The 18619-nt window shown below is 63.5% G+C and carries 18 protein-coding genes; 10 read left to right on the plus strand and 8 right to left on the minus strand.

What is annotated here, in order from left to right; translation table 11 throughout:
* From CDV44_RS24465 to CDV44_RS24475, 3 genes are all read right to left on the minus strand, one after another.
* The gene (locus tag CDV44_RS24465; protein WP_087691276.1) at nt 1-297 is read right to left on the minus strand and encodes an AzlD family protein; all 297 of its coding nucleotides are present in this window, start codon (nt 295-297) and stop codon (nt 1-3) included.
* Nucleotides 290-1021: an AzlC family ABC transporter permease gene (locus CDV44_RS24470; RefSeq protein ID WP_087691277.1), complete on the minus strand. Its 732-nt coding sequence runs from the start codon at nt 1019-1021 to the stop codon at nt 290-292. The genes CDV44_RS24465 and CDV44_RS24470 overlap by 8 nt, the downstream gene beginning before the upstream one ends.
* Nucleotides 1022-1199: 178 nt before the next feature.
* The gene (locus CDV44_RS24475; protein ID WP_371328813.1) at nt 1200-2051 is read right to left on the minus strand and encodes a hypothetical protein; all 852 of its coding nucleotides are present in this window, start codon (nt 2049-2051) and stop codon (nt 1200-1202) included.
* Nucleotides 2052-2106: 55 nt separating this feature from the next.
* On the opposite strand from CDV44_RS24475, the gene CDV44_RS24480 reads away from it, so the two are divergent.
* From CDV44_RS24480 to CDV44_RS24495, 4 genes are all read left to right on the plus strand, one after another.
* Nucleotides 2107-2661 carry a hypothetical protein gene (locus CDV44_RS24480; protein WP_087691279.1) on the plus strand — a complete coding sequence of 185 codons (555 nt, stop codon included), beginning with the start codon at nt 2107-2109 and terminating at the stop codon, nt 2659-2661.
* Between the two features lie 168 nt (nt 2662-2829).
* Entirely contained in the window at nt 2830-3297 is a 468-nt protein-coding gene (locus tag CDV44_RS24485) for a sigma-70 family RNA polymerase sigma factor (RefSeq protein ID WP_087691280.1), read from the plus strand.
* Complete coding sequence (locus tag CDV44_RS24490; protein ID WP_087691281.1) at nt 3294-4382, plus strand: FecR family protein; 1089 nt, start codon at nt 3294-3296, stop codon at nt 4380-4382. Before CDV44_RS24485 ends, CDV44_RS24490 begins: the two co-directional genes overlap by 4 nt.
* Before the next feature lie 73 nt (nt 4383-4455).
* Nucleotides 4456-6969, plus strand: a complete 2514-nt coding sequence (locus tag CDV44_RS24495) for a TonB-dependent receptor (RefSeq protein ID WP_087691282.1) — start codon at nt 4456-4458, stop codon at nt 6967-6969.
* A gap of 104 nt (nt 6970-7073) precedes the next feature.
* Here CDV44_RS24495 and CDV44_RS24500 read toward each other — a convergent pair whose 3' ends face one another.
* The gene (locus tag CDV44_RS24500; protein WP_087691283.1) at nt 7074-8054 is read right to left on the minus strand and encodes a dienelactone hydrolase family protein; all 981 of its coding nucleotides are present in this window, start codon (nt 8052-8054) and stop codon (nt 7074-7076) included.
* A gap of 179 nt (nt 8055-8233) precedes the next feature.
* Entirely contained in the window at nt 8234-9022 is a 789-nt protein-coding gene (locus tag CDV44_RS24505; protein ID WP_087691284.1) for an AraC family transcriptional regulator, read from the minus strand.
* Nucleotides 9023-9206: 184 nt separating this feature from the next.
* On the opposite strand from CDV44_RS24505, the gene CDV44_RS24510 reads away from it, so the two are divergent.
* A complete protein-coding gene (locus CDV44_RS24510; RefSeq protein WP_249277730.1) occupies nt 9207-9764 on the plus strand; it encodes an MSMEG_1061 family FMN-dependent PPOX-type flavoprotein in 558 nt (185 codons plus the stop codon).
* 35 nt (nt 9765-9799) lie between these two features.
* On the opposite strand, the gene CDV44_RS24515 is transcribed toward CDV44_RS24510, so the two are convergent.
* The 3 genes from CDV44_RS24515 to CDV44_RS24525 all read right to left on the minus strand — a co-directional run bounded on the left by CDV44_RS24515 (nt 9800) and on the right by CDV44_RS24525 (nt 13315).
* Nucleotides 9800-10543, minus strand: a complete 744-nt coding sequence (locus tag CDV44_RS24515; protein WP_087691286.1) for a FadR/GntR family transcriptional regulator — start codon at nt 10541-10543, stop codon at nt 9800-9802.
* 213 nt (nt 10544-10756) lie between these two features.
* The gene (locus CDV44_RS24520; protein ID WP_249277705.1) at nt 10757-11932 is read right to left on the minus strand and encodes a porin; all 1176 of its coding nucleotides are present in this window, start codon (nt 11930-11932) and stop codon (nt 10757-10759) included.
* A gap of 108 nt (nt 11933-12040) precedes the next feature.
* Complete coding sequence (locus CDV44_RS24525) at nt 12041-13315, minus strand: glucarate dehydratase family protein (protein ID WP_087691287.1); 1275 nt, start codon at nt 13313-13315, stop codon at nt 12041-12043.
* A gap of 289 nt (nt 13316-13604) precedes the next feature.
* Here CDV44_RS24525 and CDV44_RS24530 point away from each other — a divergent pair, with 289 nt between their 5' ends.
* The 5 genes from CDV44_RS24530 to CDV44_RS24550 all read left to right on the plus strand — a co-directional run bounded on the left by CDV44_RS24530 (nt 13605) and on the right by CDV44_RS24550 (nt 18408).
* Complete coding sequence (locus CDV44_RS24530; protein WP_087691288.1) at nt 13605-14780, plus strand: extracellular solute-binding protein; 1176 nt, start codon at nt 13605-13607, stop codon at nt 14778-14780.
* A 26-nt stretch (nt 14781-14806) separates the two neighbouring features.
* Nucleotides 14807-15886, plus strand: a complete 1080-nt coding sequence (locus CDV44_RS24535) for an ABC transporter ATP-binding protein (protein ID WP_087691289.1) — start codon at nt 14807-14809, stop codon at nt 15884-15886.
* The gene (locus tag CDV44_RS24540) at nt 15883-16782 is read left to right on the plus strand and encodes an ABC transporter permease (protein ID WP_087691290.1); all 900 of its coding nucleotides are present in this window, start codon (nt 15883-15885) and stop codon (nt 16780-16782) included. The genes CDV44_RS24535 and CDV44_RS24540 overlap by 4 nt, the downstream gene beginning before the upstream one ends.
* Nucleotides 16779-17744: an ABC transporter permease gene (locus CDV44_RS24545; protein ID WP_087691291.1), complete on the plus strand. Its 966-nt coding sequence runs from the start codon at nt 16779-16781 to the stop codon at nt 17742-17744. The genes CDV44_RS24540 and CDV44_RS24545 overlap by 4 nt, the downstream gene beginning before the upstream one ends.
* Before the next feature lie 271 nt (nt 17745-18015).
* The gene (locus CDV44_RS24550; RefSeq protein WP_087691292.1) at nt 18016-18408 is read left to right on the plus strand and encodes a hypothetical protein; all 393 of its coding nucleotides are present in this window, start codon (nt 18016-18018) and stop codon (nt 18406-18408) included.
* The last annotated feature ends 211 nt before the right edge of the window (nt 18409-18619 follow it).

An 18619-nucleotide genomic window follows, 5' to 3' on the forward strand; every position in this document is an offset into this window, starting at 1 on the left:
TCAAATCACCTGCCGCAACACCCCAGTCACCACCACGCTGATCACCACCGTCGGCAACAACGAAAACCGCGTCGCCACCAGCAACGTCACCGCGAGCGCGACCAAATCGGCCGGGTTACGCGACACGAAGGCCGGCGCAATTACCGAGATCAGCACGCAGCCGGGCACGCTCTCCATAATCGCTCGCATACGCGGGCTCAACGTGCGATCACGCAGCGCTACAAAGCCGACAATACGCGTCGCATAGGTCGACGCGGCCATCAACACGATGGTCAGGACCGTCATCGCATCAAGCATCTTTCTTCTCCAGAAGGACGGCCGCAATCAACCCCGCACAGGTGCCCGCAGCGACATACCAAGCGCCGGGCACCAGCAGATACGTGATCGCCGACACTACGAGGCTCACGAACCACGGACGGCTGGCCTTCATGCCTTTCCACATGCCCTTGAGCAGCACCACAAACACCGCCGTGAAGGCCATGTCGAAGCCGTACTTCTCGATATCGCCCAACACCGGACCCAGCACCGCACCGAGTGCCGTGAACGCCACCCACGTCAGCCATAGATTGATCGCGGCGCCGACGTAATACCCGAAGCTGATGCGCTCCTTGCCGCGCGCGTCGGCATCGGCCAACGCCATGGCCCAGCTCTCGTCGCACATCAGGAAGAGAGCGGCAAGCGCACGCCGCAACGGTACGTGACGCATACGCGGCGCAAGCGCCGCACCCATCAGAATGTGTCGCGCATTCACGAGCAGCGACATGGCGATGATCAGCGCGATATGCGGCGGCGATGTCCAGATGCGGATCGCCGTGAACTCGGAGCCGCCCGCGAAGTTGAGGCCGGTCATCAGGGGCACTTCGATGGCGCTCAAGCCCTTCTGGGCGGCTTGCGCCCCGAGCACCAACGCGAAAGGGATAAAACCGACCATCACCGGCAGCGCCGCGCGCATGCCGCGTGCCAACTCGGTGCGAAACGGCGACGCCTGCGCCGCGACCGATGGCGAATACAAACCACTCATTACACTTCCTTCTACAAAAACGCTGACGCCAACCGCGGCGTCGCGTCGTGACATCGAACACGCAGTCTTCTCTTTGGAACCCGTCGTGTGGGAATGCGAGAGCGAAAGACTAGCGCAGCCGACAGGGGGCTGGCTTGTACGATCTTGCGATTGAGGACTTCAGAGGGGAATTACCTGCTTAGGGGCTTACCGGTCTATCCACTGACACGGCATCCGACACCGGCAACCATCGCCCGGAATTCGCACACAACACGGCGGCGGCGCTATTCGCGAGAACCTGTGCGTCCTGCGGCATTGCCGAATTCGACGGCAACACGTCGAAGGCCATCCCTAGCGCCTGCACGACACGGCTATCGTCCACCGGCAGTTCCCACGTGAGGAACATCTGCACGTCGGCCAGCGCATTCACAGGGTTCGCAGGGTTCACAGGGTTCGCGAAATCGGCTTCATCAAAGCCGTCGTGATCTCGCCGGATGACAGCATGCGGCTGACAGGTGTCGAACACGAGCATCGTGCCGCGTTTCAGGGGAATGCGATACCCGCCATCCCGGCCATTCCCGGCATACGGGAAATGCACGTCCAGTCCGCAGTCGTCGCTCAGGAACAGGTTGCAGAACACAAAGCCGCCGTACTGCTCGCCATCGTGGTGATAGCGCGCCCCGCGACACGCCATCAGCGCGACATCGCTAGCCGACAGCAAACCCGGCAGCCCTTGCGACGCCGTCCAGTCATACGCTGCCTGCACGCATTGAGAATAGTCCGGCCAACGCATGCGCGCCCGCGCGAGCGGCATCGGCTCGACATCGCCGGCGGCCAATGCCATGTGAGACGAAATGTCGCGCGTCCAATCCGCGACCAATCGCTCGGGCGGCGCCGGCACGTCAACGACACCCGACAGCACAACACCGCTCACGCGGCGACTGCGCAGTGTGTCGTCATGCCAGAAGAGGGAAGTGAGGGTGGTCGACGCGTCGTGCACTTGATAGTTTTGAGAGGGGGTGAGGGCCGAACTGGCCAAAAGAAGGCTCAAAAGGCCGTGCTAGGATACGCCGTTCACGCGGGCACCGCTCCCGCCCCCCGACGCCATGCTGATCGACGACTTCCTGCCGCGCTTTGATTTTCGTGAATCTCACGCGATCGACATTCGCGCGCCGTCCGCTGTCATTCTGGATTGCGTGCAACGCCAGCGTGCGCAGGACGACCCCTTGGTCCGGTTGGCCATCCGGATCCGGGAAACACCCGCGCGGTGGCTCGGCCGCTCAAACCGGCCGCCGCTCGATCTCGGCGACTTCACGTTCCTCGGCCGCGACGCCGACCAAAGCGTGGCCTTCGGTCTGATCGGCGCGTTCTGGCAGAGCGATTACGGATTGGTGGAAATCCACTCGGCGGACGCCTTCCGTGGCATCGACAACAACGACGTCTGCCAACTCGTGATGGGCTTCGACGTGCAGACGAACGGCAGGGGAGAAAGCATCCTCACGACGGAAACACGCGTCTTTTGCCCATCGCCTGCCGTCTGGCGCAAGTTCGCCCCGTACTGGTATGTCATCCGCCCGGTCAGCGGCCTCATCCGGCGCCGCATGCTGGCGCGCATTCGCCGCGAAGCGGAAAGTCCCGTGCGCATCGAACGGCAGTCCTGAGGTCGATTCGGAGACCGGCATACCTTGTCACAACCGGCCACGCCACGGCCGGTCTCGTTCCATTCCCCAAAATCCTTCTTGCGTCCCGTTGTCACTCACGGCCATAATGCGAGTAATTCTCATTTAACTTTTCCGTGCGCGGATGCGGCGGGCTGCCGGAAGACTGCCGTGGTTGCGCATTACTACACCGAGCTGGTCAATTTCTTCGCGAAGTCGCTGAACAATCGCGACAACGCGAAAGACCTGGTGCAAGAGGCCTATGCGAAGGTGCTCGCCTTGCAGACGCGCGGCACGGAGATTCGTGACTGGCGCGCCTTGCTCTATCGCACGGGAAAGCACCTGATCGTGAGCGACGCGCGCCGCCATGATGCCGAAGCCCGTATGCTCCAGACGCTGGCGCTCATTGGCACCGATCATGCGCCGTCGGCCGAACATCACGTGGATATCCGGCAGCAGCTCGAGCGGCTGCTCAGCCGTCTGGAACGCATGCCGCGCAAACGCCGCGACGCGTTCATCCTCGTGCGCATTCACGGCATGAGCTATGTCGAAGCGGCTGGCCACATGCAGGTGTCCCTCGAAGCGATAGACAAACACGTCGTGCGCGCCGTCATGGATTGCGTGAGTTACCGCCCATGAACGCCCGCGCCACCCGGACTCCCGGCACTCCCGGCACTCCCGATTCTGCCGGCACCACGCCCACCACACCCAACTCGCGCGCGTTGAAGCCGTCTCGCCGCCAGATCGCCCACGCGCTCTCGCTCATTGGACGCACGCATCACGGCGACGCCGATGACGCCGCCGCTGCTGCCCGCGAACTCGCCGACTGGCGCGCCGAGGCCCCGGTGCACGATGCCGCTGCCGGTATCGCGCAATCGTATTGGGAACAGACCGACGGTACCGCGTTGCGCGACCGTGTCGCCGTGCCGAAGCGAAGCGATAGCGCAGCGCGTCACTCTCGCCGCCAGATGCTGACGTGGCTCGGCGTTGGCGGGCTCGCGATCGTGTTCGGCGGCGCTGCACGGCGTCAATGGTTGCAGCCGACGCTGACACTGGCGCTGCGCACCGGCAAAGGGGAAGTGCGCCCGCATACGTTACCCGATGGCAGCGTCGTGACGCTCGCGCCGCACACCGACGTGCAGATCACCTATTACCGCAACCGCCGCGAGTTTCAACTCTCGCGCGGCGGACTGCATCTCGACGTGCAACCCGATACGTCGCGGCCACTCAGCGTCGCCACGCAGTTCGGCAATGTGCGCGTGCTGGGCACGGTCTTCACCGTGGCGCTGCGCGACGATGGCATGGACGTGGCGGTCGCACGCGGGCGCGTCGCCGTGTGGGCGCGCTCGCCCGACGGCGAGGTCCATGTGAATCGCGACCCCGACGTCACGCTGAGCGCGGGCCAAGCCGTGGGAACCACGCCGCGTGGCATCGGCTCACCGCAAGTCGTCACGTCGCAGAGTGTGGGGGCCTGGCGCGAAGGGTGGCTCGTCTTTCAGGCCACGCCGCTGCCGCAGGCCATCGCGCAGTGGAACGACTTTCTGTCGCAACCGGCGCAGCAGATTCGCATTGCCGATGCCGATATCGCCACCTTGCGCGCGTTGCAACTGACGGGCACGTTCCCGGTGTCCGATCCGGCGGGCTTTCTCCAAGGCTTGCCCGCGATGCTGCCGGTGCGTGTGCGCCGGGAGAACGGTCAGGCCCTCATCACGGCACTTCATTAAGTCAAAAACTTTTTGTCTGTCTTTTGCGTTCTCGTGCGTCTTCACCGGGTAAGCCAACAGAAGACTCACGGAAATGACCAGACATCTGCACGCTTTGCCCAACTCGAAACGCTCGGCCACGCTGCCGCATTCCCGCGCCATTGACCTTCGCCGCGACCGTCAGGTCTGGCAACGTGCCACGCTCATCAGCATTGCTGTCGCCTGCCTGTGCGCGGCCTCGCTCCCGACGGAGGTCCGTGCTCAGACCCCCACGGCCGCCAACGCGAGTGTGGCCGCCATGCCGCTCGACCTGACGCTGCCCGCACAACCGCTCGCCCTCACCATCGACGCGCTGGCGCGTCAGTCGGGCGTGGGTATCGGCTACGACGCGAGCCTTGCTGTCGGCAAGGTCGCCCCGGCACTGCAAGGCCGTATGACACTGGGCGACGCCCTCGCACGGGCACTGGCCGGTTCGGGCCTCGCGGTGAGTATCTCGGGCCGCACGGTGTCGATTCATGCGGATACGGTGGCGTTACCCGCGACGAACGTCACTGCCGGTACGCAACGTGTGACCGAGGGCACCGGCTCGTACACGACACGCGTGACCGATGGCGCAACGCGCATGGATCTGTCGCTGCGCGAAACACCGCAGTCGATGACGGTCATCACGCGCCAGCAGATCGAAGATCAAAACCTCATGTCGCTGACCGACGTGCTGCGGCAAACGCCCGGCATCGTGGTCGATACGCTCGACGAGCGGGCGAGCTTTTCGTCGCGTGGCTTTGATCTCGCCACCATGATCGACGGCGTGCCGACCCTCTCGTACGACACCATCGCCGGCATGCGCAATCTGCTGAGCATGGTGATGTACGACCGGATCGACGTGATTCGCGGGCCGGCCGGCCTGCTCAATGGTGTCGGCAATCCCGGCGGCGCGATCAATCTCGTCCGCAAACGCCCGGGCAAGGAGTTCGCAGGCTACGTCACCGCCGGTGGTGGATCGTGGGGCCGCTACGATCTCGAAGCCGACGTGGGCGGCAAGCTCAACGAATCGGGCTCGTTGCGCGCACGCGTGGTCGGCTCGCACACGGCGGGCAACAATTTCGTGGACGACAAGCGCTCGCGCGAAGACGTGTTCTACGGCATTGTCGAAGCCGACGTCACCGACAACACCACGATCTCGGTCGGCTACGAGTATCAGAAGAACAAGATTCACGGCGCCAACTTCGGCCAGAGCCCGCTGTTCTACAGCAAGGGTGCCGCGACCAACCTGCCGCGCTCGTTCAATTCCTCCACGCCGTGGAGCCTGTGGAACATGACGACCGATCGCGTCTTCGTCGATCTCGATCATCGCTTCGACTCGGGGTGGAAGGTCAAGGCGGAAGGCTCGTGGACGCGCAATCAGCGCGAGCGCTACAGCGGCGATATCTGGCTGTATCCGGCCAACATCAACGCCAACACGCAGATGGGCACGATGCAGCTCGCGAGCAATCCGGCGTACGGCATCAACAAGGCGTTCGATGTCTACGCGACGGGGCCGTATCACCTGTTCGGGCGCACGCATCAGGCCACGTTCGGGGCGAGCATCAATCACAACGACTACAACTACGGCAACGATTCGGCGGTGCCGAATGCGTTCGATCGACGTCCGGTCAACATTCTCGATCTCGGCAGCATCGCCATGCCGTCGTTTGCCTATCCGCTCAACCGGCTCGGCGGCACGACACAGCAAACGGCGATCTACGCTGCGACGCAGATCAAGCCGATCGATCGCGTGTCGGTGATTCTCGGCGGGCGCTTCACGTGGTATCGCGCCACGTCATGGGCGCGGTACTGGAACAACGGCACGAACGGTGCCATGGTGACCGGTGCGCCGATCGAACAGAATGCCGTGTTCACGCCGTACGCGGGGTTGGTGGTCGATGTCAGCGAGGACTTCTCGCTGTATTCGAGTTACACGAGCATCTTCACGCCGAACACGGTGCAGGACACCTCGGGCAATACGCTGGCGCCCAAGCGCGGCAACAACATCGAGCTGGGCCTGAAGGGCGAGCATTTCGGTGGACGCCTGAACACCGCCGTGGCGATCTTCCGCACGTATGAAGACAACCTCGCCGTGGCCGACGGCACGCTCACGCCGGGCGGCACCGCCGCCTACAAGGCGGTGAGCGGTGCGAAGACGCAAGGCTTCGAGGCGACCGTTGCGGGGCAGGTGCTCCCGGGCTGGCAGGTGCAGGCCGGCTATACGTACAGCGCCAAGCGCGACCGTTCCGGCGCGCTGGTCAATCCGACGTATCCGCAGCGACTCCTGCGCATCGCGACAACGTATCGACTGCCGGGCGTATTAAGCAAGGTGACGATCGGCGGCAGCCTGAGCTATCAGAGCGCGATCACGTATGTGGAGACGTACAGCGGGCTGACGGCGCGTCAGGGCGGCATCACGCTGATCGATCTGCTGGCGCGCTACGACGTGACGCGTCAGTTGAGCGTGTCGCTCAATCTCGGCAACGTGACCGACAAGCGTTATTGGGCAGGGTTGGGCGGCTACAACGGCTACACCTATGGTGCACCGCGTAATGGCTGGGTGAAGCTGACATATCGCTTCTGACATATCGCTTCTGACACATCGCTTCCGAGTGCGCGTGATTCACGCGAGTGATCCGCATGAGCGCCAGACCCGGCAGCGGGCCTGAGCGCTCGTCGCGGACTCACTCAAAACCCGACTTGCTTCAGGAATTTATCGAGCGGCACCGACCACATCTTGCCGCCGTAGGTGAGCAGCATGTGGCCGTCGTGACCGGGCAGATCGTCGGTGTGGACAAACTGCACCGGGCTGCCGCCAGCGGCGAAGGCGTCGAACCAGCCCTTCGGCGCGTCCGGTCCCCAGTACTGGTCGTTCTTCGCATAGAGCCATAGACCGGGGATCGTGGTGGTCTTGCCCATCTCGCCGTAGATCGCCTTCATCTGTTCGGGGTCGCAGCTATGACCCGGCGCCTTGTCGGGTGAGCCCCCGGCCCCGCCGGAAAAGTTGATATAGGCGACGACACCGGGCGGCCGTGCGGCGGCCGTTGCTACCGTCGTGAAGCCACCGACCGAGCGGCCTTCCAGAACGATGCGGTCCTTGTCGGCCCACGGTTGTGCTCGTGTCCAATTCACTGCCGCCAGATTCGCCTCGGAGGTGACCTTCCAGAGTTGACGGAAATCGGGGCGGCGCTTGCATTCCCCTGCATTGCCGAACGATGCCCCGGAGTTTTCCCGATCCGGGCCACCCGTGGCGCCATATCCGACACGAATCGGCGCGACGATGGCGAAGCCTTTTCTGAGCCAGAACCGCACATGCCCCTGAAGAATCGGGTGATCCAGCTTGGCGCGCACCAACGGATCGCCGGAGCGGCCATGTTCGAAGATCAGGACGGGGAACGGGCCAGTGCCGCTGGGTTTGTAGACTTCGGCGCGCATCGACACGTCGCTGCCGAACGTGCCTGCACCGGGCATCGGAATGGCGACGATCTCCGGTTTGATCTCAGCCGTAGCCGCAGTCGCGGCAGGGGCCTCGGACTCGTTTTCCTCTGCATGTGCGTACGGTGTGCTGGCGAGCACCGTCATCGGCAGCATGGCCGCGAAGATCGCAGCGCGGTAGCGGCGGGCAAGTCGGCGAGGCAGCAGGCGAACGCGTGGGGTGGCGGGCATCATTTTTATATTTGCCTTCAGTGAGGAAATGCGGCGAGAAGATGCAGCGAGTGAGCGCGATGATCGAAGCGTAACGAGCGAAGCGCGACTCGGTTCGCCGACATACTACCCCCGCCAAATGCCACCGGGAACAGGTTGCGAAGGGTGCCGCACCGGCGAAGTGTTATGCCGTATTACTCGGCTTACGAAGCAAAGTAGCGCCCGGGCGTCGTGTTGAAAGTCCGCCGGAAAAGGGCGATGAATGCGCTGGCATTGTCGTAGCCCAGATCGAGCGCCACGGTGTTCACCGGCGCGCCCGCGGCCAGTAGTTCCACCGCACGAAGCAGCCTCGCACGCTGCCGCCACGCGGTAAACGTCAGCCCGGTCTCTTCCACAAAGCGGCGGCTCACGGTGCGCGGCGCGGTATTGGCCCACGCGGCCCATTCGTCAAGCGTGCGCGCGTCGGCAGGGTTGTCGACGAGCGCGGTGGCGATGCGTCGCAAGCGCGCATCGCCCGGCATCGGCAGCAGGAAGGTATCGGCATCGCTCGCGGAAATCTCGTCGAGCACCACGTTGACGACGCTCGTCTGCCTGCGATCCGGTTGATCCAGATCCCACTCAGCGGCGCGCAACACCGCCTCGCGCAGCAGGCCGGTGACTTCGATGGCGCGCGGCGTGTCGGGCAGGCCGCCACACTGATCGGGGCGCACGTACACCGCCCAGCCATAAAACGGCCCGTGCGAAAACGCCGCATGCGGATGATTCGGCGGAATCCACACGGCCCGCGTCGTGGGGATGACCCACGTGCCGAAGCTCGTGCGCACGGTCAGCAACCCGGCGAGCAGCCCGAGCAATTGCCCCGAATCATGCTGATGCGTTTGCGACCCGCGAGGCTCGTCGATACGTCCCATCACAGCGATGATCGGCGGATCGGTCGCGTCCATGCAATGCACGCGCGCGATCTTCGGCAGCAGGTGTTCGGGATACGTCATGACGGGTGTCGTGATTCGTTGGGTGCGCGTTAATTGTGGCGTATTTGCGCTATTGAATGGCAGAAATAATCTATCACTGCCACCGGCCCCGGCGATATGCTGCGTCAGCAAACCTGTAAAGGAGGGTACGTCTGTGACACACACCGCTATCGATCTCGATCAACTCTACGACCCGCCGTCGGAAATGATCGTCAAAGGTGTCATGCCGAGTCTGTTGCCGTTTCACGTCGCTTATCTGAAAGCCGCGACGTTCTTTTGTCTGGCTTCAGGCAGCGCACAGGGGCTCGATGCCTCACCGCGCGGCGGCGAACCCGGCTTTGTTCACGCGCTCGATGAGAAGACGGTGGCCTTTGCCGACTGGCCGGGCAACAACCGCATCGCCTCGCTGCGCAATCTGAGCGAAGACAGCCGCGTCGGTATGCTGTTTCTGTTTCCGGGGCTGGAGGTTTTCATGCGCATCAACGGGCATGGCCAGATTTCCACGTCGCCGGACTTGCTGGCGCGACTGAAGGAAAACGAGCGCACGCCGAAGACGGCCATCGTCGTCACGATCGACGAAGTGCTGTTTCACTGCGGGAAGGCGATCAACCGCGCGAAGCTCTGGAGGGCCGAGTCGCAACTCGACCGCAAGGCGGTGCCGTCGTTAGGCGAGATGAAGGCCTCGCTGACCGGCATCGATAAAGCCAAGGCGCAGGAGATGGATGAAGGGTATTACCGCGCGGTGCGAGGCAATCTCTACTGAGCTGACCGAGTCGCTTGCGCCGACGGCGGCGTGACTCAGTTTTGCGCGGCCGATTCCTGCGCGCGGCGCAGGCGCTCGCGGCTGTTCGTCAGGTGCGTGCGCATGGCCGCGCGGGCAGCTTCCGGATCGCGGCGGGCGATTGCGTTGTAGATGTCTTCGTGCTCGCGGTTCACGCGATTCAGATACGTCACCTGATCGTCGTCGGCGAGCGCAGCGGAGTTCACGCGGGTACGCGGAATGATCGTGTTGCCGAGCTGTTCGAGGATGTCGTGGAAATAGCGATTGCCGGTGGCGGTCGCCACTTGCAAGTGAAACGCGACGTCGGCCGTCACGGCATTGCCGGTGCGCTGACGTACGTGCATCTCGAAGTCGTCGAGCGCCTGACGCATGAGCTTGAGCTGCGTGTCGGTACGACGGTTCGCCGCCAACCCTGCCGCTTCGGTTTCCAGCGAAATGCGCAACTCCAGAATGGCCAGCACATCGAGCATCGTGAGGATGCTGTTGGTGTCCACCTGCAACGCGTTCTCGCGCGGCGCTTCGAGCACGAAGGTGCCGATGCCGTGACGCGTCTCCACCAGTTGCGCCGCTTGCAGTCGCGAAATCGCTTCGCGGACCACGGTGCGGCTCACGCCCAGACTTTCCATGATGGCCGACTCGGTCGGCAGCTTGTCGCCGGGCCGGAACGTGCCGGCGCGAATCTGCTCGGACAAGGCGCTCACCACCTCTTCCGTGAGGCTGCGAGACTTGCGGCGAGGACGTGCGGGCAACGAGCTGTTCATGGACATGGCGTCGGATAAAGAGGTGATGACGAAAAAAACGCCCCCAGTTTACCTTATCGACCGTCGCATACATACGACAACCGATAAGAATCGACCGCCGACGCCGGATAAGGCACCGACGGCCCAAAGTGCGCCTTCTCGCGACCACTCATGAAGCACCGGCCGGCGCGCGCACGGCGCCGGCCATCGGAACAGACAACAGACAGGCAGACGTCAGAAGTCGACGCGAATGCCCAGCATGCCGACGAACTGCGAGCTCGTCGACGACGGTGTGGCGTTCTGCGAGTCGCCCACCACCGGACCGGCGTTGATGATGCTCGTGGCATTCGCCGAGAGCGACTTGCCGTTGGCGTGCTGCCACGCTTCGAGCGCATACAGCGACGTGCGCTTCGAGAGCGAATACACCTGCGCCAGCGAGACCTGATGATAGGTCGCGGCATCGTTGATGCCGTTGGCCTTGGACGCGGCCGTATAGCTGTACGCGGCGGCCAGACGCCACTGCGGTGCCACGATCCACGACGCATGCACGCCGGCCGTGTTGAAGATTGCCGTGTCGTGGAACAGCGACGCGGCGCCCGGCTTGTACTGCACGTTGCTGTAGCTCGCACCGAAGGTCAGGCCGCCAATGGTGTACACACCGGCAAACGCGATGTGTTGCAGCACGTCGGCCGTGACATAGCCCTGATTGACGGCCGAGGTGCCGTACGTGCCGGTCGATGCACTGTTCCAGCTCGTGCCGCCGCCACCCACGTTGTTCATGCGCAGGTAACCGGCTGCCAACGACAGCGGGCCGCCGTCATAACGCAACGCGCCGGAATACGTATTGCCCTTGCTGAAGGCCCCCGGTTGTCCGCCGAAACCGTATTGCAGGCTGGCCGTCACGCCCCACAGTACCGGCGACGTGTACGTCACCGAGTTGTTGATGCGGATGGTCGTATCCAGGCCGTCGATATCGCCCGGGTGTGCGCCGGTCGCGCCCGTCACGTAGGCGACCGGGCCGATCGTGCCGACCATCAGGTAGTACGGCGTGTACTGACGGCCGATGGTGACCGTGCCGACGGTGTCGTTCTTCAGACCCACGAAGGCCTGACGATTGAACATCACGCCTGCCGAGCTGAACGCGCCCGTGTTGACGTCAAAGCCGTTTTCCAACTGGAACAGCGCCTTGGTGCCGCCGCCCAGATCTTCGGTGCCACGAATGCCCCAGCGGCTGCCTGCCAGATTGCCGTTGCGCAGATACGTGTTGGACTTGCCGTTCTGGTTGCTGCTGTACGTCAACGCATCGTCGACGATCCCGTACAGCGTGACGTTCGATTGTGCGAACGCCGGTACGGCGCCGGCGGCGAGCCCGGCCAATGCGAGCCCGGCAATCAGTTTCGTTTGTCTCACGACATCTCCTCAGGTGGTGTGTTTTCTTGTGTTTCTGAAATTACGGTGCATCGGTGCTTCAGTACTTCGGGACTTCGGATACCGCGTGTGCAGGGTTCAGAAGCAAGTTCAAAAGCGCGGTGCCTTGCCGCTCCAGCCGGGTTGGTACTTGCGCATCTGAACCGCGTCGTTACGGGTACGCACCCCGCAACGCAGGTACTGCTCGTGCAGCTTGGCCAACTGGTCCTGATCGATCTCGAGCCCGAGCCCCGGGGCCTTTGTGAGCGCCACCGCACCGTTGCGGATCGCGATCTTGCCGCCGCGTACGACTTCCTCGTCGGCCGCTTGCCACGGGTAATGCGTATCGCAGGCATACGACAGGCGCGGCACGCTCGCCGCCAGATGCGTCATGGCCATCAGGCTGATGCCAAGGTGCGAATTGGAGTGCATGGAGAGGCCGAGATCGAACGTCTCGCACATGCGGGCGAGCACTTGCGTGTCGCGCAGACCGCCCCAGTAGTGGTGGTCGGACAAGATGATCTGCGCACCATTGACGCGCACGTTCTCGCGGAACTGGCGCAGATCGGTCACGACCATGTTGGTGGCGAGCGGCATGCCGGTTGCGCGATGCAGTTCGGCCATGCCTTCGAGCGTGGGCGTCGGGTCCTCGTAGTACTCGAGATCACCCTCCAGCTCGCGGCCCATCCGGATCGCCGTGGCGAGCGACCAGTTGCCGTTCGGATCGATACGCAGCGGCTTGTCGGGGAAGGCGCGCTTGAGCGCCTTGAGGCATTTCACTTCTTCGTTCGGATCGAGTGCCCCGGCCTTGAGCTTGATGCTGCCGAAGCCGTAGGTGTCGATCATGGTGCGGGCTTGCGCCACCAGTTGCGTGGCGTCGAGCGTCTCGCCCCAAGGGTCGGGCGCATACGGGTGGTCGATGTGCTGGGCGTACTTGAAAAACAGGTACGCGCTGTACTGAACCTCGTTGCGTACGGCGCCACCGAGCAATTCGACCAGCGGAATGCCGAGATGCCGCGCCTGCAAATCGAGAAACGGCACTTCGAAGGCGGAGTAGATCTTCTCGGCGTCCTTGCGCGGGTCGGTGCCCGGTGCCAACTCATACTCGACGCGCTCGCCACCCACGCCGCGCGCCACCACCGCCGCCACCCGGGCACGCAGGCCGTTGGTGTCGAACGGGTCCATGCCGATCAGATGCTCGCGGGTGTTTTGCAACAGCGTGAGCACCGGCGCGTCGCCATACGTCTCGCCCAGCCCGACATGGCCGTTATCGGTCTCGATTTCGATAATGGTGCGCAGCGCGTAGGGCTCGTGGATGCCGGCCGCGTTGAGCAGCGGCGGGTCGCGAAAGGCAATCGGGGTGATGGTGATGCGCTGAATTTTCACGGTGTATCGGCCTCGTCTGCGGCACCGCAATCTGCGGTGCGCTGATATCTTTTACGTCATCGTATGACTGGCCGTAATTTAGGTGACGCATCCGGCGTCTCTCTATCGGTGTTTCCCCTGATCGTTGCCATTGTTTCCCATTGAAATAGGGCTTTAAACGCAATAAAAACAAAGGTGTCTCGTCATCCTAGGGAAATCTCTGAGGTGTTTCGCGGCGTCCCCCAATTGCAAAATGACAACGTCAGTCATATGATGACTTACGAGAAATTTAACCAAAAGAGGAGACAGCATGGCCTTCAGCCGCAGGGGATTCTGGCAACGCACGCTAGGCGCACTGGCATGTGCCGCCGTAGTGGGGAGCATCGCGAACACCGCCGCTGCCGCGCCGGTGACGCTCAACATCGTGGACGTGGCGGGCAACCTCGCGCTCACGCAGAAGGGCTTCGAAGCGTTCCGTGACAAGTACCCGGATCTGGTCTCCCGGATCACCTTCACCAACGCACCTGCCCCGCAATTGCCGGGCAAGATCAAGGCCATGCAGGCCGCTGGCCGCGCCGACATCGACATCGTGCTGACCGGCACCGATGCGCTCGCCGCCGGTATCCAGCAAAACCTCTGGCAACGTCTGCTGCCCGACTACAGCGCCCAACTGCCGGGCGTGCTCGACAAGTACGCGCCGAATGTGCGCGCGATGCAGGAACTCTCGAAGGGCTATGGCCTCGCCGTGACCTTCATGCCGGCCGGCCCGCTGGTGGAATTCAATCCGGCCAAGGTGAGCAACCCGCCGAAGACGCCTGCTGAACTGCTCGCGTGGTGCAAGGCGAACCCGGGCAAGCTGATTTACGCGCGTCCGGCCAACTCCGGCCCGGGCCGCACGTTCCTGATGGGCCTGCCGTATCTGCTCGGCGACAAAGACCCGCACGATCCGATCAAGGGCTGGGACAAGACGTGGGCGTTCCTGAAAGAACTCGACACGTGCATTCCGTACTACCCGGGCGGCACGTCGGCCGTGATGAAGGAACTGGGCGAAGGCAGCCGCGACATGACCCTGACGGTCACGGGCTGGGACATCAACCCGCGCGCGCTGGGCATCGTGCCGGCGAGCTTCAAGGTGCAGGCGTTCGACAAGTTCACGTGGGTGAACGACGCGCATTACATGGTGGTGCCGAAGGGCGTGTCGAAGGAAAAGATGGACGTGATCATCAAGCTGATCAACTTCATGCTTGAGCCGGCACAGCAGGCGCTGACCTACGACGACGGCTACTTCTACCCGGGCCCTGCCGTGAAGGACGTGCCGCTGACGGCCGCCCCCGCGAAGAGTCAGGAAGTGATCGCCAAGTATGGCCGTCCCGAGTACACCAAGCTGATCGCGGACTTCCCGCACGCCGTGCCGCTCGACGCTACCGCGATGGTGGCGGCCTTCCAGAAGTGGGATGCCGAGATCGGCGCTCTGAAGTCGAAGTAACTCGGCCGATTCACAAGGGTTTCGTCATGAAGCACAACTTTCAGCACCTGCGCCTCGACAACGTTGCGCGTAGTTTCACCAACGCCGAAGGCCAGTCCGTTGCCGCACTGAACGGGCTGGACCTGACGATCGAGCGGGGCGAGTTCATCGCCTTGCTCGGCCCGTCGGGCTGCGGCAAGTCCACGGCGCTCAACTGCATTGCCGGGCTCACACCGCTCACGGGCGGCGCGATCTGGCTCGACGACGAGCGCATCGACATACTGCCCAGCGAGAAGCGCGGCTTCGGCATGGTGTTTCAGAACTACGCGCTGTTTCCGCACATGACCGTACTCGAGAACGTGGGCTTCGGCCTGCGCATGCGCGGCGTGCCGCGTGCCGAGATCGAGAAGCGGGCGCGCGACGCCCTGCAACTCGTGCAACTCGTGGGGCACGAGCGCAAGCTGCCCGGTCAGCTTTCCGGCGGGCAACAGCAGCGCGTGGCCATTGCGCGCGCCATCGTGATCGAGCCGCCGGTGGTGCTGATGGACGAACCCTTGTCGAATCTCGACGCGAAACTGCGTATCGAGATGCGCGCCGAGATTCGCCGCATTCACGGCAAGCTCGACCGCGCCACGATCTACGTCACGCACGATCAGGACGAGGCGCTGTCGATGGCCGATCGTATCGTCGTGATGAAAGAAGGCGTGGTGCAGCAGATCGGTATCCCGCGCGACGTCTATTGCCGTCCGCGCAATTTGCACGTGGCGCGCTTCATGGGCTATCGCAACGTGCTGGACTTCTCGGTCACGTCGACGCAGGGCGATCACGCCCGCGTGTCGGCGGGCGGTGCGTCGTTCGAGGGTGTGCTGATGGAGTCGCCGAACGGCGGCAAGGTCAGCGTGGCGATTCGTCCCGACGACTTCGAACGTGCACAGGCGGCTAATGACAACGCGTTCGAGGCAGTGGTGGAAACCGTGGAATACGGTGGACACGACTCGCTGCTGCGCGTGGCATCGCCGTTCGGCCCGCTCTATGCGCGCCTGCCCGGCGACTTCGCCGTGGGCGAGCGCGTGCCGCTGCACGTGCCGGCGGATCGTACGCTGGTCTATGCCGGAGAGCGGGCATGAGTGCCGCCACGTCTTCGGCACCGGCCGGTGAGCGTGGGGAGCGCGGGTGGCGTTTTGATGCACGGGGCTGGCTGGTCGTCCCGGCGCTCGCGGTGCTGGTGGCGATGTTCGTGTATCCGTTCGCCTATGGCCTGTTCCTGTCGTTCCAGCCGATGGACGGCGGCGGGGTGTTCGCGAACTATCTCAAGTTCTTCACCGAATCCACGCTCTGGCCGACCGTCTGGATCACGCTGAAGCTCGCAGTGCCGGCCACGCTGATTAACGTGGGCATGTCGATTCCGGCCGCGTTTGCGCTGCGTCGCAACACACCGGCGGCCAAGTTGGTGACGATGCTGCTTGTTGTGCCGGTCACGCTGGGAACCGTGCTGATCGCCGACGGCATGCTGACGTACTACGGCCCTAACGGCTGGTTTCCGCAGGCGCTGCACGCGTTGCATTTGTATAGCGACGAAGTGCGCCTGACGCACAACTACTGGGGCGTGCTGATCTCGCTGGTGATCTCGGGTTTCCCGTTCGCGTTCCTGCTGATTCTGTCGTACGTCACGGGTATCGACCCGACGCTCGCCCGCGCAGCAGGCACGCTCGGCGCCGGACCGTGGGAACAGTTCCGGCTGATTTATCTGCCGCTGCTGGTGCCGGGGCTGACGATGGCGGCGTGTCTGTCGTTCGTGCAGGCGTTCTCGGTGTTCCCGTCTGCGGTGCTGCTTGGCGTGCCGGCCGGTGCCACGCGGGTGGTGTCGATTGCGGCGTACGAAGCCGCGTTCGAAAGCTACGACTATTCGCTCGCCTCGTGCGTGGCGATCGTGATGGGCTTTGTGCAACTGCTGATCGTGGCGGGCATGCTCGGCGCACGCCGGGCGTTCTATAGCGGTCCGACCTCGGGAGGCAAAGGATGAGCGCCGCAGACAAACCTCTGGCCGGTGCCATGGCCGTGCAGAACGGAGACTTCATGACCACGCCGTCATCCGCGGGCAATACCACCGCTTCTCGCGAAGCAAAGGCCACACGCCGCCAGTCCCGCCGCGAAGGGCCGGGCGCGCGTATCTGGCGCGTGCTGGTGTGGGGCGCGATGATCTTCTTCCTCGTGAACGTGGGCCTGATGATTGCCACCGTCACGATGAACTCGGTGGCCACACGTTGGTTCGGCACGCCGCTGCCCGAGAGCTTCACGCTGCATTGGTATGCGCAGGCGTGGAACGACTTTCAACTGGCCAACGTGCTGTGGGTGACGTTCGAAGTGGTGGGTGCCGTAGTGTTGCTGTCGATCGCGTTGGGTGTGCCTGCGGCGTATGCGTTGGCACGCGCGCAGTTCCCGGGCAAACGTATTGCGATGCTGGTGTTTCTGCTGCCGCTGATGGTGCCGCCGGTGACGTACGGCATTCCGATGGCGACGGTGCTCTACAAGATCGGCCTTGGCGGCACGCTCTCGGGCGTGATTCTCGCGAACCTCGTGCCATCGCTGCCGTTCGTGATTCTGGTGATGACGCCGTTCATCGAGCAGATCGATCCGAATCTCGAAGCGGCCGCCCGCATCTTCGGTGCCAACACGTTCAAGTACTTCCGCCACGTGCTGCTGCCGCTGCTGGTGCCGGGCATGCTCGCGGCGGGTCTGCTGGTGCTGGTGCGCACCATCGGCATGTTCGAGCTGACGTTCTTCACGGCGGGGCCCGATACACAGACGCTGGTCGTGGCGTTGTACTACGCGGTGTTTTCTACCGGCGTGCGAGCGCCGCAGTCGATCGATGCGATGGCAATGATCTATATGGCGATCACCTTGCTGTGGGTGCTCATCGCACTGCAATTCGTGAGCCCGACGCAGTTGGTCAGCCGTGTGAAGGAAGCGCCGAAGGGCGAGTAGACGAAAGCAACGAAAAGCGGTTTGTCAGGCAGGTGCGCCGAATATCCCCCGGCGCGGTCTGCCCGGTGACGGCCATCCGAGGGGGCTCGGATGGCCGTTGTCGTGTGCAGCGACGAAATGTAAATGCTGCACTGCACCTAAGGGCGCGGCGCAAAGCGGCCACGGGCGTTGGTGACAAGCGGAAAATATCGATAGCTCGCGATGGAATAAAGCGCTGCGGGCGAACGTTCTGTGAATGTCGACACCGACAATTACCTGAGGAGCCAATCTGATGAACCAACGTCAATCGATGTCCGCTGTTCTGACCGCTCTCGTCGTCGCCGCCGGCGCGTTTGCCGCCACCGCTGCGCACGCGGAAGTTCCGTTCAAAGCCTCGAACGGCATGATGGTCGACGGCCAGAACCGTACCGTCTACACCTTCGACAAGGATGTGGCCGGCAGCGGCAAAAGCACCTGCAACGGCCCGTGTGCCGAGGCCTGGCCGCCGGTGATGGCCACGTCGGGTGCCGCCGCAGAAGGCAACTACACGATCATCACGCGTGACGACGGCATGAAGCAGTGGGCCTACAAGGGCAAGCCGATGTATCTGTTCACGAAAGACGCCGCCCCGGGCGACATGAAGGGCGATAACTTCAAGGACGTGTGGCACACCATCAAGCCCTGAGTGAAGTGAAGGAAGTGAATTTGGTGAGCGAGGCGTTGGGGTGTCTGGACCATTTCACGCAGGTGACCCAACGCCGGCTGGGCGAAGCGGGAGGCCGCAGATGCGAACTCCCGTCGGGCAGGTTTCGCGGCGGCTCAGTATAATTTCGCGGCGTACGCTGGCGGTCATCGCCGGCGACGCTTCGGACTGGCTTGCCGCCAGGCACTCTCCG

Source organism: Pandoraea sp. PE-S2R-1, assembly GCF_002179865.1.
Classification (GTDB): domain Bacteria; phylum Pseudomonadota; class Gammaproteobacteria; order Burkholderiales; family Burkholderiaceae; genus Pandoraea.

Bases quoted from the DNA above. Each gene is read 5' to 3' on its own strand.
- CDV44_RS24545 (WP_087691291.1), top strand. From the start codon at position 16,779: ATGAGCGCCGCAGACAAACCTCTGGCCGGTGCCATGGCCGTGCAGAAC.
- CDV44_RS24490 (WP_087691281.1), top strand. From the start codon at position 3,294: ATGAACGCCCGCGCCACCCGGACTCCCGGCACTCCCGGCACTCCCGAT.
- CDV44_RS24500 (WP_087691283.1), bottom strand. From the start codon at position 8,054: ATGATGCCCGCCACCCCACGCGTTCGCCTGCTGCCTCGCCGACTTGCC.
- CDV44_RS24465 (WP_087691276.1), bottom strand. From the start codon at position 297: ATGCTTGATGCGATGACGGTCCTGACCATCGTGTTGATGGCCGCGTCG.
- CDV44_RS24535 (WP_087691289.1), top strand. From the start codon at position 14,807: ATGAAGCACAACTTTCAGCACCTGCGCCTCGACAACGTTGCGCGTAGT.
- CDV44_RS24505 (WP_087691284.1), bottom strand. From the start codon at position 9,022: ATGACGTATCCCGAACACCTGCTGCCGAAGATCGCGCGCGTGCATTGC.
- CDV44_RS24515 (WP_087691286.1), bottom strand. From the start codon at position 10,543: ATGAACAGCTCGTTGCCCGCACGTCCTCGCCGCAAGTCTCGCAGCCTC.
- CDV44_RS24550 (WP_087691292.1), top strand. From the start codon at position 18,016: ATGAACCAACGTCAATCGATGTCCGCTGTTCTGACCGCTCTCGTCGTC.
- CDV44_RS24495 (WP_087691282.1), top strand. From the start codon at position 4,456: ATGACCAGACATCTGCACGCTTTGCCCAACTCGAAACGCTCGGCCACG.
- CDV44_RS24510 (WP_249277730.1), top strand. From the start codon at position 9,207: ATGATCGTCAAAGGTGTCATGCCGAGTCTGTTGCCGTTTCACGTCGCT.
- CDV44_RS24470 (WP_087691277.1), bottom strand. From the start codon at position 1,021: ATGAGTGGTTTGTATTCGCCATCGGTCGCGGCGCAGGCGTCGCCGTTT.
- CDV44_RS24540 (WP_087691290.1), top strand. From the start codon at position 15,883: ATGAGTGCCGCCACGTCTTCGGCACCGGCCGGTGAGCGTGGGGAGCGC.
- CDV44_RS24530 (WP_087691288.1), top strand. From the start codon at position 13,605: ATGGCCTTCAGCCGCAGGGGATTCTGGCAACGCACGCTAGGCGCACTG.
- CDV44_RS24480 (WP_087691279.1), top strand. From the start codon at position 2,107: ATGCTGATCGACGACTTCCTGCCGCGCTTTGATTTTCGTGAATCTCAC.